Annotated in this window: 12 protein-coding genes; 6 read left to right on the top strand and 6 right to left on the bottom strand. The window is 74.7% G+C overall.

Going from position 1 to position 14,678, the window contains the following annotated elements:
* Positions 1 to 56: 56 nt before the first annotated feature.
* Positions 57 to 1,682 carry a GMC oxidoreductase gene (locus M0M48_RS04510; protein ID WP_257750220.1) on the top strand — a complete coding sequence of 542 codons (1,626 nt, stop codon included), beginning with the start codon at positions 57 to 59 and terminating at the stop codon, positions 1,680 to 1,682.
* Positions 1,683 to 1,700: 18 nt separating this feature from the next.
* On the opposite strand, the gene M0M48_RS04505 is transcribed toward M0M48_RS04510, so the two are convergent.
* Positions 1,701 to 2,600 carry a LysR family transcriptional regulator gene (locus M0M48_RS04505; RefSeq protein WP_257750219.1) on the bottom strand — a complete coding sequence of 300 codons (900 nt, stop codon included), beginning with the start codon at positions 2,598 to 2,600 and terminating at the stop codon, positions 1,701 to 1,703.
* A 71-nt stretch (positions 2,601 to 2,671) separates the two neighbouring features.
* On the opposite strand from M0M48_RS04505, the gene M0M48_RS04500 reads away from it, so the two are divergent.
* Positions 2,672 to 3,652 (top strand): YeiH family protein, encoded by a 981-nt coding sequence (locus M0M48_RS04500; RefSeq protein WP_257750218.1) that lies wholly within the window; start codon positions 2,672 to 2,674, stop codon positions 3,650 to 3,652.
* A gap of 20 nt (positions 3,653 to 3,672) precedes the next feature.
* Here the strand turns inward: M0M48_RS04500 and M0M48_RS04495 are convergent, their stop codons facing one another.
* From M0M48_RS04495 to M0M48_RS04485, 3 genes are all read right to left on the bottom strand, one after another.
* On the bottom strand, positions 3,673 to 4,848 hold the full coding sequence (locus M0M48_RS04495; protein WP_257750217.1) for a calcium-binding protein: 1,176 nt from the start codon (positions 4,846 to 4,848) through the stop codon (positions 3,673 to 3,675).
* A 103-nt stretch (positions 4,849 to 4,951) separates the two neighbouring features.
* Entirely contained in the window at positions 4,952 to 7,477 is a 2,526-nt protein-coding gene (locus M0M48_RS04490) for a polynucleotide kinase-phosphatase (RefSeq protein ID WP_257750216.1), read from the bottom strand.
* The gene (locus M0M48_RS04485) at positions 7,474 to 8,922 is read right to left on the bottom strand and encodes a 3' terminal RNA ribose 2'-O-methyltransferase Hen1 (RefSeq protein ID WP_257750215.1); all 1,449 of its coding nucleotides are present in this window, start codon (positions 8,920 to 8,922) and stop codon (positions 7,474 to 7,476) included. The genes M0M48_RS04490 and M0M48_RS04485 overlap by 4 nt, the downstream gene beginning before the upstream one ends.
* A gap of 86 nt (positions 8,923 to 9,008) precedes the next feature.
* Here M0M48_RS04485 and M0M48_RS04480 point away from each other — a divergent pair, with 86 nt between their 5' ends.
* The 3 genes from M0M48_RS04480 (at position 9,009) to M0M48_RS04470 (ending at position 11,475) form a co-directional block, all read left to right on the top strand.
* Positions 9,009 to 9,350 carry an Imm51 family immunity protein gene (locus M0M48_RS04480; protein ID WP_215815506.1) on the top strand — a complete coding sequence of 114 codons (342 nt, stop codon included), beginning with the start codon at positions 9,009 to 9,011 and terminating at the stop codon, positions 9,348 to 9,350.
* A 34-nt stretch (positions 9,351 to 9,384) separates the two neighbouring features.
* Complete coding sequence (locus tag M0M48_RS04475; RefSeq protein ID WP_257750214.1) at positions 9,385 to 9,993, top strand: TetR/AcrR family transcriptional regulator; 609 nt, start codon at positions 9,385 to 9,387, stop codon at positions 9,991 to 9,993.
* Positions 9,994 to 10,119: 126 nt separating this feature from the next.
* On the top strand, positions 10,120 to 11,475 hold the full coding sequence (locus M0M48_RS04470; protein ID WP_257750213.1) for a flavin monoamine oxidase family protein: 1,356 nt from the start codon (positions 10,120 to 10,122) through the stop codon (positions 11,473 to 11,475).
* 27 nt (positions 11,476 to 11,502) lie between these two features.
* Here M0M48_RS04470 and M0M48_RS04465 read toward each other — a convergent pair whose 3' ends face one another.
* Complete coding sequence (locus M0M48_RS04465; RefSeq protein ID WP_257750212.1) at positions 11,503 to 13,239, bottom strand: hypothetical protein; 1,737 nt, start codon at positions 13,237 to 13,239, stop codon at positions 11,503 to 11,505.
* 9 nt (positions 13,240 to 13,248) lie between these two features.
* The gene (locus M0M48_RS04460; protein WP_257750211.1) at positions 13,249 to 13,668 is read right to left on the bottom strand and encodes an anthrone oxygenase family protein; all 420 of its coding nucleotides are present in this window, start codon (positions 13,666 to 13,668) and stop codon (positions 13,249 to 13,251) included.
* Between the two features lie 74 nt (positions 13,669 to 13,742).
* On the opposite strand from M0M48_RS04460, the gene M0M48_RS04455 reads away from it, so the two are divergent.
* Positions 13,743 to 14,663 (top strand): AraC family transcriptional regulator, encoded by a 921-nt coding sequence (locus tag M0M48_RS04455; protein ID WP_257750210.1) that lies wholly within the window; start codon positions 13,743 to 13,745, stop codon positions 14,661 to 14,663.
* The last annotated feature ends 15 nt before the right edge of the window (positions 14,664 to 14,678 follow it).

The following is a 14,678-nucleotide window of genomic DNA, read 5'->3' as shown; positions in this document are numbered from 1 at the left end:
CCCTCACCAGAAGAGGTAGAACATGTTCTGATTCTGCCCCTTGTGATGGAGGTCACATGTCGCACACCCCCCAGCCCAGCGCCTCTCGGTTCTCCCGACGCGGGTTCCTCGCCGGAGCCGGCGCCGCCGCCGGAGTCGCGTCCGTCGGCCTGCCGACGTTCGCCTCGCCGGCGCGTGCCGCCAACATCGGCAACGGCGCCTCGGTGCCCGCTCTCGTCATCGGCACCGGGTACGGCGGCGCGGTGGCCGCGCTGCGCCTGGCCCAGGCCGGCGTCCAGGTCGAGATGATCGAGATGGGCATGTCGTGGGACACCCCCGGCTCCGACGGCAAGATCTTCCCCAAGGTCACCTCGCCGGACAAGCGCGCCTACTGGCTGCGCACCAAGACCAAGGCGCCGGTGAGCAACTTCTTCGGCTTCCCCATCGACTCCAACATCACCAAGTACACCGGCATCCTCGACGCCGAGGAGTTCGCGGGCATCACCGTCTACCAGGGCCGCGGCGTCGGCGGTGGCTCGCTCGTCAACGGCGGCATGGCGGTCACGCCGAAGCAGTCGCGGTTCAGCTCGATCCTGCCCTCGGTCGACGCCACGGAGATGTACAACACCTACTACCCCCGTGCCAACGCCGGTCTGGGCGTCGGCTCGATCGACCCGGCGTGGTTCGAGACGGCCGAGTGCTACAAGTACGCCCGCGTCGGCCGCAAGCACGCGCAGCGCTCCGGCTTCGCGTGGACCTTCGTGCCGGACGTCTACGACTGGAACTACATGAAGGCCGAGCAGGCCGGCACGGTCACCCGCTCGGCCCTCGACGGCCAGGTCATGTACGGCAACGACCACGGCAAGAAGTCGCTCGTCCAGACCTACCTCGCCCAGGCGATGGCCACCGGGCGGGTCAACGTCTCGACGCTGCACCGGGCGACCTCGGTGGCCCCCGCGACCGGGGGCGGCTACACCGTCACCATCGAGCAGATCGACACCTCCGGCACCGTGGTCGCCACCAAGACGGTCACCGCCGCGAAGGTCTTCTTCGCCGCGGGCAGCGTCGGCACCAGCAAGCTGCTGGTCAAGCTCAAGGCGACCGGCGTCCTGCCCGCGCTCAACAACGAGGTCGGCAAGACCTGGGGCGAGAACGGCAACATCATGTGCGGCCGCGCCAACCACATGTGGGACCCGACCGGCTCCCTCCAGTCGACGATCCCGTGCTCGGGCATCGACAACTGGGACGCCGGCGGCGCGTTCGCCGAGGTCGCACCGCTGCCGACCGGCATCGAGACCTACGCCTCGCTCTACCTGTCGATCACCAACACCACGCGGCGCGCGGAGTTCACCTGGAACGCCGCCGCCAACAAGGTCGACCTGTCCTGGCAGACGTCCTGGAAGCAGGACTCGATCAACATGGCCAAGACGATCTTCGACAAGATCAACAGCAAGGAGGGGACGATCTACCGCACCGACCTCTTCGGCGCCTACAAGGTCTGGCAGGACGGCCTGACCTACCACCCGCTCGGCGGCGTCGTGCTCAACAAGGCGACCGACAACTACGGCCGGCTCCACGGGTACGACGGCCTCTACGTCATCGACGGCTCGCTGATCCCCGGCAACACCACGGTCAACCCGTTCGTCACGATCACCGCCCTGGCCGAGCGCAATATCGACAACATCCTGGCCAACGACATCTGATCCGAGGCACGAACCGGCTCAGGCCGGGTGCGACCGGGCCACGGCGACGAGGTCGGCAGCGATGCCGGTCAGCCGCCGGGGCCCGGTCCACACGGCCCGCAGCTCGCGGTCGAGCGTGAGGTCGATCGGCACCTCCAGCACCGCACCGGACGCCAGCGCGTCCGCCACCGAGAGCCGGCTCAGCACAGCCGCTCCGGCCCCCGCCTGCACCGCCACCCGTACGGCGGCGTTGCTGCCGAGCTCCTGCAGCGCCGTCGCCGGGGATCCGGTCAGGGCCCGCAGCTCGTCGTCGAGCCGGACCCGCGTCCCCGAGCCCGGCTCCCGCGTCAGCAGCGGCGTCGCGGCCAGCTCGTCGGCACCGACCCGGCTGCGCCGCCGGGTCCACGGGTGGTCCGGAGCGACGACCAGCACCAGCTCGTCGCGCGCCACCACCGCCGTCCGCACGCCGCGCGGCGCGCGCGGCCCCTCGACGAACCCCAGGTCGCAGGCCCCGGACAGCACACCGGCGACCACCTCGGCCGTGTTGTGCACCTCGAGCAGCACCGACGCCTCCGGGTGCTGCGCGCGCAGCGCGGCCAGCCAGGCCGGCAGGAGGTGCTCGGCGACCGTCTGGCTCGCCGACACCCGCAGCTCTCCCCCGCCCGCGTGGGCGAGCGCCGCGGTGCCGTCGACCAGCGTCCGGGCCGCGTCGAGCACGCCGCGCGCCCAGTCCACGACGATCAGCCCGGCCGGCGTCAGCCGCGCCCCGGCGGTCGAGCGGGTGAGCAGGCCGACGCCGAGGGCCCGCTCCAGGCGCGCCAGCGAGCGGCTCGCGTTGGGCTGCGCCATGTCGATCGCGCGCGCTCCGGCGCTGACGCTGCCGTGGTCGGCGACCGCGACCAGCAGCTCGAGGGCGGTGAGCTCGGGCCAGTCCTGCATATCCGGAGGATATATCCTCATGCGCAATCGACGTCTACTGCGGAGGTCTGCGAGCGACCACGCTGGAAGACGTGATCACGACCCGCCTCCGCGCCCCCGGCGTCGCGTTCTGCGCGGCACCCGCCCTCCTCGCCTTCGGCGTGGGCCGCCTGGTGCCGGCGGCGAGCCCGCTGCTCGTCGCGATCGCGCTGGGCATGGTCGCGGCGGCCGTCGTACCGCTGGGTGAGGGGACGGCGCCGGGGATCGCCTTCTCCGCGCGGACCCTGCTGCGCGCGGGCGTCGTCCTGCTGGGGCTGCAGCTCTCGCTGCGCCAGGTCGCCGCACTCGGGCCCGGCGTCATCGCGCTGGTGCTCGCGGTCGTCGCGTCGGGCGTCGCGCTCACCATGGCGCTCGGCGCCCGGCTCGGCCTGTCGTGGACCCACCGGCTGCTCATCGGCTGCGGCTTCTCGATCTGCGGCGCGGCCGCGGTCGCCGCCGTGGACGGTGTGGTCGAGGCCGACGAGGACGAGACCGCGTCGGCGGTGGCGCTCGTCGTCGTCTTCGGCACCGCGATGATCGGCCTGGTCCCGCTGGTCGCCTCGCTCCTCGACCTCTCCCCCACCGTTGCGGGGATCTGGGCCGGCGCCTCGGTGCACGAGGTCGCCCAGGTCGTCGCCGCCGGCGGCGTGGTCGGCGGCGGCGCGCTCGCCGTCGCGGTCGTGGTCAAGCTCGGGCGGGTGCTGCTGCTCGCCCCCGTCGTCGCCTGGGTCTCCTGGCAGCGCCGTACGACGGCGGACGCCGCGGGCGGCGTACGCCCCGCGCTCGTGCCCGGCTTCGTGCTCGGCTTCCTCGCCCTGGTGCTGCTCCGCACCTGGATCACCCCGCCCGCCTGGGTCCTCGACACCGCCGCGGCGGCCCAGACCCTGCTGCTCGCCGCCGCGATGTTCGCGCTCGGCTGCGGGGTCCGGCTCGGTCGCCTGCGCGCCGCCGGTGCCGCGCCCTTCCTCCTGGCAGCGTTCGCCACCGGCTGGGTCGGTCTGCTGGGCCTCGGCGGCGCGCTCCTCGTGGGCTAGCAGCGGTCAGCGGTCGGCGGTCACGGGTCGGCGCGCTCCAGCCGCCAGGTGTAGTCGACGACCAGGCCGCCGCCCGGCCCGTCGGGCTGGACGCTCCGGCTCCCGGTCAGCGGCGTCTCCAGGTCGGCCGGGTTCCACGCGGCATAGGCGACCCGGTCGGTGGCCCGCGTGCTCATCGCGTACGACGACGTCCCCCACGGGCACGTGATCGTCCCCGGTGCCCGCGTCGCCAGACCGCCCCACTCGAACGTGTAGGTCTCGCTCACCTCGTCCAGCGCCATCGTCACCGACAGGTCGCCGTCGGCCAGCTCGCCGCGGCCCTCGATCGTGCACTCGCCGTTGGCACCGGTACCCGTCCAGCGCCCGGAGAGCCCCGAGCCCAGGAGGTACCAGGTCTTCCCGTCCTGCCGGAAGTACTGCTCGACGTAGGCGGTCAGCACCCAGGAGATCTCGGTGCGGTGGTTCGAGCCGTTGGTGTAGTCCGAGGTGCCCTCCAGCACCAGCCGCCACCGGGCCGGCACCCCCTCGACGTGGCACGAGAGCTTGACCTCGACGTCGGCGAGGCAGGTGTCCGGGTCGTCCGGGGAGTTCTGCGGACCGCCGGGTGCGCCGCCGTGACAGGTGTCGGTGCCCGGACCGCCGCGGCACACGTCGACGCCGTCGTCGCCGTCCAGCCGGTCGTTGCCGCCACCGCCCTGGAGCCGGTCGTTGCCGGGACCGCCGTGCACCCGCGTGTCGTTGCCGCGCCCGAGCACGATGAGGTCGTCGCCGGGGCCACCGTCGGCCCGCCCCGGGACGTCCGCGCCGAAGATCTGGTCGTCGCCCGCCTCCCCGACCAGCGCGACGCCGCCGGCCCGCGCGGTGAGCACGTCGTCGCCCGGACCGCCCAGCACCCGGGTCCCGCGGCCTCGCGCGGGCACGGTGACCCGGTCGTCGCCCGGACCCGCGCAGATGACGTCCTTGCCGCCGCGGCCGTCGATCCGGTCGGCACCGCCCTTGGCGACGATCACGTCGCGGCCGCGGGTCCCGCGGATCACGTCGGCCCGGGCGGTGCCCACGATCGTCGCGCGCAGCCCTCCGCACGAGGGCCGAGCGGCGGCGGCCACCGCCTCCATGGCGCCCGGGACGGCGACGGCGGTGGTGACGGTGATCAGGCTGAGGGCGGCCAGGGCGCCCCAGGTACGGCGGTTCTGCATCGATCGGTCCTCTGCTCGGGGGTCCCCAGCCTCCGCGCCGACGCGCCGCGCGACCATCCCTCGGGCGCGGGTGATCCGGACCCCCACCGCCCTGGGGGTCCGGCTAGAGCCGCGGGTCGACCGGCTCCGACTCCAGTGCCAGGACGGCGAACACCGCCTGGTGCACCTGCCACAGCGGCGCCCCCGCGACGAAGCCGGTGAGCGCGTCGAGCCCCAGCCCGTGCTCGCGCAGGGCCAGCTGGCGCTTCTTGCCGAGGTGCCGCTCGCGCAGCACGTCGAGCGACTCGGTGTAGTCGGGCCCGTAGACGATCCGCAGGTACTCGCGGCCCCGCACCTTGAGCCCCGGCTGCACCGTGCGCCCGCCCGGCTCGATCGCGTCGGCCGGCTTGACCACCATGCCCTCGCCGCCGGCGCCGGTGAGCTCCTCCCACCAGGACGTCGCGGCGGCGCGGTCGGCGGCCGAGCCGAGGTCGACGTACCGGTGGCGGGTGGGGGTGATCAGCGGGTCGTCGAGGCGGCCGAGCTCGGCGAGGTGCCACGCGTGCGGCTCGGTGACCGCGAGCGCGCGCCCCTCGGCGGCGAGCACCTGGAAGGGCGCGACCGTGACGCCGTCGAGCCCCTCGACCGGCCGGCAGTACGCCGCATAGGCGTCCCGGAACGCCCGCGCGTTGCGGTGCCGGACCGCCGTCCGCTCGGCCGTCGCGGTCAGGTCGAGCCCGCGCGCGGCGGCCTGGGCGAGCACCGCCTCGACCGCCGGGAGGGCCGCGCCGGCGGCCGCACCGACGGCGGCGTACTGCTCGCGGATGAGCGCGCCGGCCTTGGCCGACCACGGCAGCAGCTCGCAGTCGAGCGCCAGCCAGTCGGTGTCGAGCGAGGCGAACAGCGGCGCGAGCGCCGTCCGCAGCCGGTCGACGAGCGCGTCCCCGCGGGCGGCGGCGAAGAACGGCCGCCCGGTGCGGGTGTAGATCGCACCGGTCGAGCCGTCGGTGACACCGAAGCGGCGCTCCGCGACAGCGGTGTCCCGCGCCAGGACGGCGATCGCGCGCGAACCCATGTGCTTCTCCTCGCACACGACGCGGCCCACGCCCCAGCCGGCGTACTCGTCGAAGGCCTGCTCCGGGTGCTCCAGGTAGCCGTCGAGGTGCGCCGTCGCGGCCGGCGACATCGTCGGCGGCAGGTAGACCAGCCAGCGCGGGTCGACCGCGAACCGGCTCATCACCTCGAGGGCCGCGGCGGCGTTCTCCTCGGGCACCTTGACCTTGCCCGCGTGGGGACTGTCGATCCAGCGCGTGCCGGTGACGTCGTCGAGCCGCAGCACCGAGGGCTCGCGCTCGCCGGACGCCGTGGCGGGGACGAGCGGGCTGACCGGCTCGTACCACTGCTCCTCGGCGTCGACCGCGACGATCTCGCGCTCGGGGTAGCGCAGCGCGGTCAGCTCGCCGCCGAACACGACACCGGTGTCGAGGCAGATGGTGTTGTTGATCCACTCCGCCGACGGCACGGGCGTGTGGCCGTAGACGACCATCGCGCCACCGCGGTACTCGTCGGCCCACGGGTAGCGCACCGGCAGGCCGAGCTCGTCGGTCTCGCCGGTGGTGTCGCCGTAGAGCGCGAATGCGCGCACCCGCCGGGAGGACCGGCCGTGGTAGGCCTCCTTGAGCCCCGCGTGCGCGACGACGAGCCGGCCCGCGTCAAGGACGTAGTGACTGATCAGGCCGTCCATGAAGCTCAGCGCCTGCGCCCGGAAGTCCTCCGTCTCGGCCTCCAGTTGGGCCAGCGACTCGGCCAGCCCGTGGGTGACCTGGACGTGGGCGCCCTTGAGCGCGCGGACCAGCTTGGCCTCGTGGTTGCCCGAGACGCACAGCGCGGTGCCCGCCGCGACCATGCCCATCACCAGGCGGAGCACGCCGGGGGTGTCCGGGCCGCGGTCGACGAGGTCGCCGACGAAGACGGCCTGGCGGCCCTCGGGGTGGTGCGCGCCGACCGCGGCGCCCGCGTCGTCGTACGCCAGGACCCAGCCGAGCTCGACGAGCAGCGTGCGCAGCTCGGACGCGCACCCGTGGACGTCGCCGACGATGTCGAACGGGCCGGTCACCTCGCGGCGGTCGTTCCACGACGGCTCGCGGACGACCCGCGCGGCGGCGATCTCGTCCGCGCCGCGCAGCACGTGCACCCGCCGGAAGCCCTCCTTGCGCAGCCGGCCCAGCGAGCGGCGCAGGTCGCGGGCCTGGCGCTTGACCACGTGGTCGCCGAAGTCGCGGTCGGGGCGCTCGCGGTTGCGGTCGAGCGCCACCCGCTCCGGTACGTCGAGCACGATCGCGTCGACGAGGACGTCGTGGCTGCGGGCCAGCCGGACCAGCTCGGCCCGGGCGGACTGCTGGACGTTGGTCGCGTCGACGACCGTCAGCAGACCGCGCCGCAGGCGGGTTCCGGCGATGTAGTGCAGCACGTCGAACGCGTCGGGAGTGGCGTCCTGATCGTTCTCGTCGTCGGCGACGAGCCCGCGGCAGAAGTCGCTGGAGATCACCTCGGTCGCCTTGAAGTGCTCGCGCGCGAACGTCGACTTGCCGCTGCCGGAGACGCCGACGAGCACGACGAGACCGAGCTCGGGCACGGTGAGTTCGCTCATCGGCCGGCCTCCTCGGTCGTGGTGGTGTCGGCGCGGGTCAGGATCGCCATCTGGGTGGGTGGGCCGACCTCGGGGTCGTCGTCGCCGACGCCGCGCAGCTCGACGGTGTAGCCGTACGCCGCCGCGACCCGCTCCGCCCAGGCTCGGAATTCGGCGCGGTCCCACTCGAAGCGGTGGTCGGGGTGGCGCATGCCGGTCAGCCCCTCGTAGCGCACGTTGTGCTCCCGGTTGGGCGTGGTCACCACGACCGTGCCCGGGCGGGCGCTGCCGAGCACCACGCGCTCCAGCGCCTCCAGGCGCGGCGGGTCGACGTGCTCGACGACCTCCATCAGCACGGCCGCGTCGTAGCCGGCGAGCCGCGGGTCGTCGTACGTCAGGGCGCTCTGGAAGAGGGTGAGCCGCTCCTGCTGGCGCTCGGTCATCCGGTCGACGTGGAGCCGGCGCGCGGCGCTCTGGAGCGAGCGGACCGAGACGTCGCAGCCCGCGACCCGGGCGATCCCCTCAGTCGCGAGCAGCCGGGCGAGCAGCTGCCCCGGACCGCAGCCGAGATCGATCACCGAGCGCGGCCGGACCTCGGCGAGCGCGGCCAGCACGGCCTCGTGGCGCCGGAGGTTGAGCGGCACCCGCGTCTCCTCGGCGGCGTCCGGCTCGACGGCCTCGGCCACGGCGTCCTCGACGACGTCGTCGAGCTCGGCCAGGCGCGCCAGGGCCGCACGGGTCAGGTGACCACGGCGCCCCAGGTAGCGCCGTACGACGAGCTCACGGTCGGGGTGCTCGGCCAGCCAGCCCGCGCCGGAGCGCAGCAGCTTGTCGACCTCGTCGGGCCCCTGCCAGTAGTGCTTCGACTCGTCGAGCACCGGCAGCAGCACGTGGAGCTGGCTCAGCGCGTCGGCCAGCCGAACGGTCCCGGTCAGGGTGAGCCGGAGGTAGCGCGAGTCGCCCCACTCCGGGAAGTCCGGATCGAGCGGGACCGGCTCGGCCCCGACCGTCCAGCCCAAGGGCTCGAACAGCCGGCGCGCGATCGGTACGCCGCCGCGGCACGGCAGCGCCGGGATCACCAGCTCGAGCGGGATCGCGGTCTCCGCGAGCTCGGGGCGGGCCGCGCAGCGCCCACCGCGCGCGGTGCTGAACACGTCGGCGAGCGCGACCCCGAACAGCGAGGACGCCGCGTAGGAGCGGTCGTTGACGTACTGCGCGAGGCTGAAGTCCGGCGACCCCTTCGCGCCCTTGCCGCCCTTGCCGCCCTGGCCCGCACGCCGCGCGAGCCGCACCGGGTCGACCTCCAGCAGCAGCGCCGCCGTGCACCGCTCCTCGCCCGCCTCGGGGTAGAACACCGTGGCGGTGCCGAACGACTGGTCGAACACCTGGACCCGGTCCGGGTGCTTGTGCAGCAGGAAGCCCAGGTCCGTCGCGGGTCGGTGGGTGGTCGAGATCGTCAGCAGCACCGGGCCATCCTGCCCGGTGGCTCCTCGGGGTTCACCCGGTTTGTCGCCGGGGCGCGCCTTCCCGCGGCTGGGCTACCTTCGGGGCCATGGAACCGCTGCGCCTGATCGAGACCACGCCCGGCAACTGGTCCCTCCTGCTCACCGCCGGCACCGCGCCCGCGGCCGAGGAGGCCGTGATGGCGGCCGGCCACGAGCCCAACGGCTACTTCTGGGAGGGCGTCGCCCAGCGCGTCGTCGCCGAGCAGGCCTCCGGCCTGGCCGAGCGGCTGCGCTACGACCCCGAGGGCGACATGTTCGTCGCCTACGGCACCGACCGCGAGGCGCTCGCCGACCTCGGCACCCGGATGGCGGTCGTGGCCGGCGACGCCGCGGCGCTGACCGCGCTGATCGCGCGGGCCGAGGCCGACGGGTTCGAGTTCGACGACTAGCATCTCGTACGTCCGACCGAGAAGGAGCCCGCCGGTGGCCTACGTCGAAGCATCCGTGCGGCGCCGCCAGCTCGTCGCCGCGGCCCGCTCCGCACTCGCCCAGGAGGGCGTCGCCCGCACCTCGGTGCGTGCCGTGGCCGCCGAGGCCGGCGTACCGCTCGGGACGATGCAGTACGTCTTCCCCTCCAAGGAGGCGCTCCTGCGCGCGGTGATCGAGGACGTCGTCGACGAGATCGTCGAGGTGCTCCGCGGCACCGCCGAGGTCGACCGCGGCCTCGAGCACGCGATCCGCCAGGGTCTCGCCGCCTTCTGGGACCAGCTGGTCAGCGGGCACGTCAGCCTGCAGATGATGCAGTACGAGCTGACCATGTACGCCCTGCGCACCGCCGGCCAGGAGGAGCTCGCCCGCTGGCAGTACGAGCGCTACACCGCGATCGTCGCCGAGTGGTTCGAGCGGGCCGCCCACCACGCCGGCGAGACCTGCGCGGTCCCCTTCGACCGGCTCGGGCGGATCACCGTCGCCGCCCTCGACGGCCTGATCCTCCAGCACGTCTGCGACCCCGACCGGGCCCGCTCCGGCACGGACCTCGCCGACGTGGTCGAGATGATCGTCCGGCTCGCCGACGTCCGTCCGGCCGGCTGACCCGCGCCGGGTCCCGGTCGTTCCCTCCCCCGTGGGTGCTCCCCGCGAGGGGGTTGCGCCCGGCGCCGTCACCAGCTTACCGTCAGAACTCAGTCATACGACTGACTTTGATCGGAGGAGCGTGTGATGAGCGATGTCGACGTCGTCGTGGTGGGCGCCGGGCTGGCCGGCCTGAGCGCGGCCCGGGCGCTGGTCGCCGCCGGCCGGAGCGTGGCCGTGCTGGAGGCCCGCGACCGGGTCGGCGGCCGGACCGAGGGCGGCGTCCTCGAGGGTGCCCCGGTCGAGCTCGGCGGCACCTGGCTCGGCGAGGGGCACAGCGCGATGTACGCCCTCGTCGACGAGCTGGGCCTGACCACCTTCCCGACCTGGAACGACGCCGGCTCGCTGCTGCTCGACCTCGGTGGCAAGCGGTCGCGGATGTCCGCGGCCAAGGGCGCCACTCCCCAGCTCAACCCGATCGCCCTGGCCGACCTCGCCCAGGGCCTCGCCCGGTTCGCCCGCCTGGCCCGCAGCGTCGACCCCGCCGCGCCCTGGACGCACCCCAAGGCCGAGCTCCTCGACGGCCAGACCTACGAGTCGTGGGTCCGCCGCAACCTGCGCACGAGCGCCGGCCGCACCTACTTCCGGGTGCTCGCCGAGGCGCTCTACTCCGCCGACTCCACCGACCTCTCGCTGCTGCACACGCTCTTCTACACGGTCAGCAACGGCGACCTCGAGACCCTCGCCTCGACCGACCGGGGCGCCCAGAAGGACCGGGTCGTCGGCGGTTCGGTCCAGGTCGCGCAGCGGCTGGCCGAGGGCCTCGACGTCCGCCTCGGCACCCCGGTCGCCCGGATCGCCCAGGACGCCGACGGCGTCACCGTGACCACCCGCGACGGCGCGCAGGTCACCGCGCGGCACGCCGTGGTCGCCGTACCGCCGACGCTAGCGGGCCGCCTCGACTACGAGCCCGTGCTCCCGCCCTGGCGCGACCAGCTGACCCAGCGGGTCCCGGCCGGCACGGTGATCAAGTGCTTCGCGGCGTACCCGACGCCGTTCTGGCGCGACCAGGGCCTCAACGGCCAGGCGATCTCCGAGCGCGGCCCGGTCAAGATCACCTTCGACGTCTCCCCGCCCGGCGCCGAGGTCGGCATCCTGCTCGGCTTCGTCGAGGGCGGCGAGGCACGCCGCTGGCAGCGCCTGCCCGCGGACGAGCGGCGCCGGGCCGTGCTCGACTGCTTCACCGGCTACTTCGGGGCCGCGGCCGCCGAGCCGACGTCCTACCTGGAGAAGGACTGGAGCGCCGAGGAGTTCAGCCGCGGCTGCTACGGAGCGCACTTCTCCCCCGGCACCTGGACCAGCTACGGCCCCGCCCTGCGCGAGCCCGTCGGCCGGATCCACTGGGCCGGCGCCGAGTACGCCGTCGAGTGGAGCGGCTACATGGAGGGCGCGGTCCGCTCGGGCCGGGCCACCGCCGACGCCGTCCTCGCGGCCCTGGGCTGAGCCCGGGACCGAGACCGTGGCCGAGGGTCAGCCGGACCGCCGGCCGGTCAGCTCGCCGAGCTCCGCCGCGAGCTCGATGAAGGGCCCTCTGTCGTGGCGGCCCACGAGCACCGGCGGCAGCGCGGCCAGTGCGTCGACCAGCGGCGGGACCGCGGCGTCGCCGGCCCCGGCCACCTCGCGCAGCCCGGTGCTCAGTCGCCGCCCGACGACCAGACCCTCGCCCAGGAGGAGCGCGGCCTGCTCCCCCAGCGCGGCGCCGTCGAGGGCGCCGTACCGGGCGAGGTCGAGGACGGCGTCCTGCGCGGCGCCCCGCGCCCGGGCGTCCTTGGCGGCGAGGCCGAGCACGAGGGCCGACGAGGCCGCGGCGCCGTTGGCGCTCCGGGCCGCTCCGAGCGCGCGGTGAACCGGGACGGTGCACGAGCGGTCCCAGGTCAGGTCGCGCGCCAGGTACGGATGGGCGAGCGCCGCGAGCCGGTCGGGGTCCTGCGGGAGCAGCGCCGCGCCGAGTGCCAGGGCCTGCTCGAAGCGGGGCTCGTGGGTGCCGTACTGCAGCTCCTGCGCGAGCGTCCCCTCCGCCCCGAACCGGACGACGCGCACCTCCGGCGCCCACGGCACGGGCCGGAGCACGACGGTGCGGCGCTCCCCGACGGCCGGGCCGGTGGCGTCGAGGAGTGGCCGCCGCGGCGCCACCCTCGACAGCTCCACGGGGACCTCGACCAGGGCGCGGTCCTCCGGTGGCACCCGGCGCAGCGCCACCTCGAGCTCGTACCCCGGCAGCCGGCGGCCGGCCGCGGCCACCACGGCCAGCCGGCTGCTCAGCACCTCGGCCGGGATCAGTCCGTCGGCCGTGGCCGGGAGCGCGACCGCGGGCCACAGGCCGTCGCGCAGGGCCCGCGCGATGGCGGTCAGCCGCTGCCCGGCCGCGCCGATCAGGGTGCCGGGCCGGGCCGCCGCATCGGGCACGAGTGCCCGGCCGAGCTCGACCGTCCAGGTGCAGTCCAGCACGATCCGGCGCCGGGTGAGCCAGGCCCGGGCCAGCACCCGGACCGCCTCGCGCGGGTCGCCGGGGAACGCCGCGCCTGGTCGCACCGGCCGCTTGATCCGCTCCGCGAGCGGCCGCGCCGACGGCGGACGCTGGTCACCGAACCGGAGCAGTCCGTCGATCGCCCGCTCCAGACCGAGCGGGTCGACCTCGTCGAGAAGCTCCAGGAGCACGGCGACGAGCTCGTCGGCGTCCGCGACCGGGACGACGGCCGCGACGGCCGGCGGAGCAGCCGGAGCGGGCGCGAAGAAGAAGCCCAGGGCCCGGGTCCGGGCCGGCACCGGCTCCCCCAGCCGCCCGAGCTCACGCGCCACCAGCGCCCGGACGTCGGCGCGCGGGTGCTCGGCCGCGAGCCGCAGCGCGTCCGCCACCGGCAGCGCCGGATCGGCCCGGGCCAGCGCCGCGAGGAGCCGTACCTGACCGACCACCGTCACCCGGTCGGTCCGCTCGAGCGCCAGCGTGCTGGCCGCGACCACCTCACCGGCGTCGAGCCCCGGGTCCCCGGCGAGCCGGGCGAGCTCGCGCTGCGCCAGCCGCACCGACGGTCCGTGCGCCACGCCGAGCAGCGCGACGTACGCCGCCTGCCGGGCCAGCACCTCGGCCGACGTCGGCGCCAGCGCGTCGTGGCGTCGTACGTACGGCGCGACCTCACCGGCGGGGCGCTCCCGCAGCAGTGCGGCCAGCACGTCGTCGAGCTCGTCGCGGGGGTCGCCGTCCTGCACCCCCGCAACCTATCGACCGGCCAGCCCCACCAGCACGAACGCCGCCGTCGCGGCCAGCGTCCGCACCGAGTGCCACACCAGCCACGGCGTCTCGTAGGCCTGGCGCGACCCGCCCGCCGCGAGCGCGTCGTTGAGCGGCAGGTTGGCCGCGAACGTGATCGCGAGCGCCGCGACGGCGCACACCGCCGCCGCGATCGCGAGCGGCCCGCGGTCCCAGACGAGCAGCACGCCCGCCAGCAGCGGGGCGCCGAGGAAGAGCAGCAGGAACGCCGGGTTCACGATGACCTCGTTGATCCGGTTCATCACCCGCGCGAACACGTCGTCGGGCAAGCCGTGCAGGGCGGGCATCACCGCGACCAGGAAGGCGACGTACACGCCGGCGAGCAGGCCGTTGAGCACCCGGGCCCCGTACAAGATCCATTCGTCCATGGCCCCCATGCTGCTCGCCCCGACGAGCGCTTGGAATGCTTGTCACGCGCATCGCCATGTGTGATCGTCTCACCATGCCCGCTCTCGACGCGCTCCTCGACGGCCCCCGCGCCGAACGCGCCTTCCTGCTCAAGGCGGTCTTCGCCGGTGCCTGGGCGATCGGCATCGAGGACGAGGCACCCCTCAGCGTCGTCGTGCTGGCGCGCGGGAGCGCCACGTTCACCGGAGCCGACGGCATCGGCCACGACCTGGTGCCCGGCGACGTCGTGCTCGCGCGCGGGCCGGCGCCGTACACGTTCGGGGACCGGGGCGACCGCCCCGTCAGCATCCGGATCCTCCCCGGCCAGGTCTGCGTCGACCCGCACGGCCAGGTGCTGCCCGACGAGATGATCACCGGCGTGCGGACCTGGGGCAACACCCGCGACACGGGCGCCGACGACACCACCGTGATGCTCATCGGCACCTACGAGCGCGCCACCTCGGTCGGCGCCCTCCTGCTCGCCCGCCTTCCCGAGAGCGTCGTCCTCCACGACTCCGACCCGACGCTGACGACCCTCCTCGCCGCCGAGCTCGACGGCGAGGACGCCGGCCAGTCCGTCGTACTGGACCGGCTGCTGGACCTCGTCCTCGTCACCGCCGTCCGCACCCTCCTCACCGACACCCCCGCCCGCCCCACCGACCCCACCGTCAACCGCGCCCTCGCCGCCCTCGAGGCCCGCCCCGACCTCCCCTGGACCGTCGCCACCCTCGGCGCCCACGTCGGCCTCTCCCGCGCCGCCCTCGCCCGCCGCTTCACCCACCACGTCGGCGAGCCCCCACTGACCTACCTCACCCGCTGGCGCCTCGCGCTCGCCGCCGACCTGCTCGGCGGCACCGACCTGCCGCTCGCAGCCATCGCGGGACGGGTGGGCTACACGAGTCCGTTCGCGTTGAGCGCGGCGTTAAAGCGGGCGCACGGAGTCGCGCCGGCGACGTACCGGAGCGGGGCGGCCTGATCGCGACAGCTCACC

Origin of the sequence: Pimelobacter simplex (assembly GCF_024662235.1) — a bacterium.
Classification (GTDB): Bacteria; Actinomycetota; Actinomycetes; order Propionibacteriales; family Nocardioidaceae; genus Nocardioides.
Note: the sequence above shows the minus strand (reverse complement) of the source record. Positions and strands in the feature narration are given on the sequence as shown.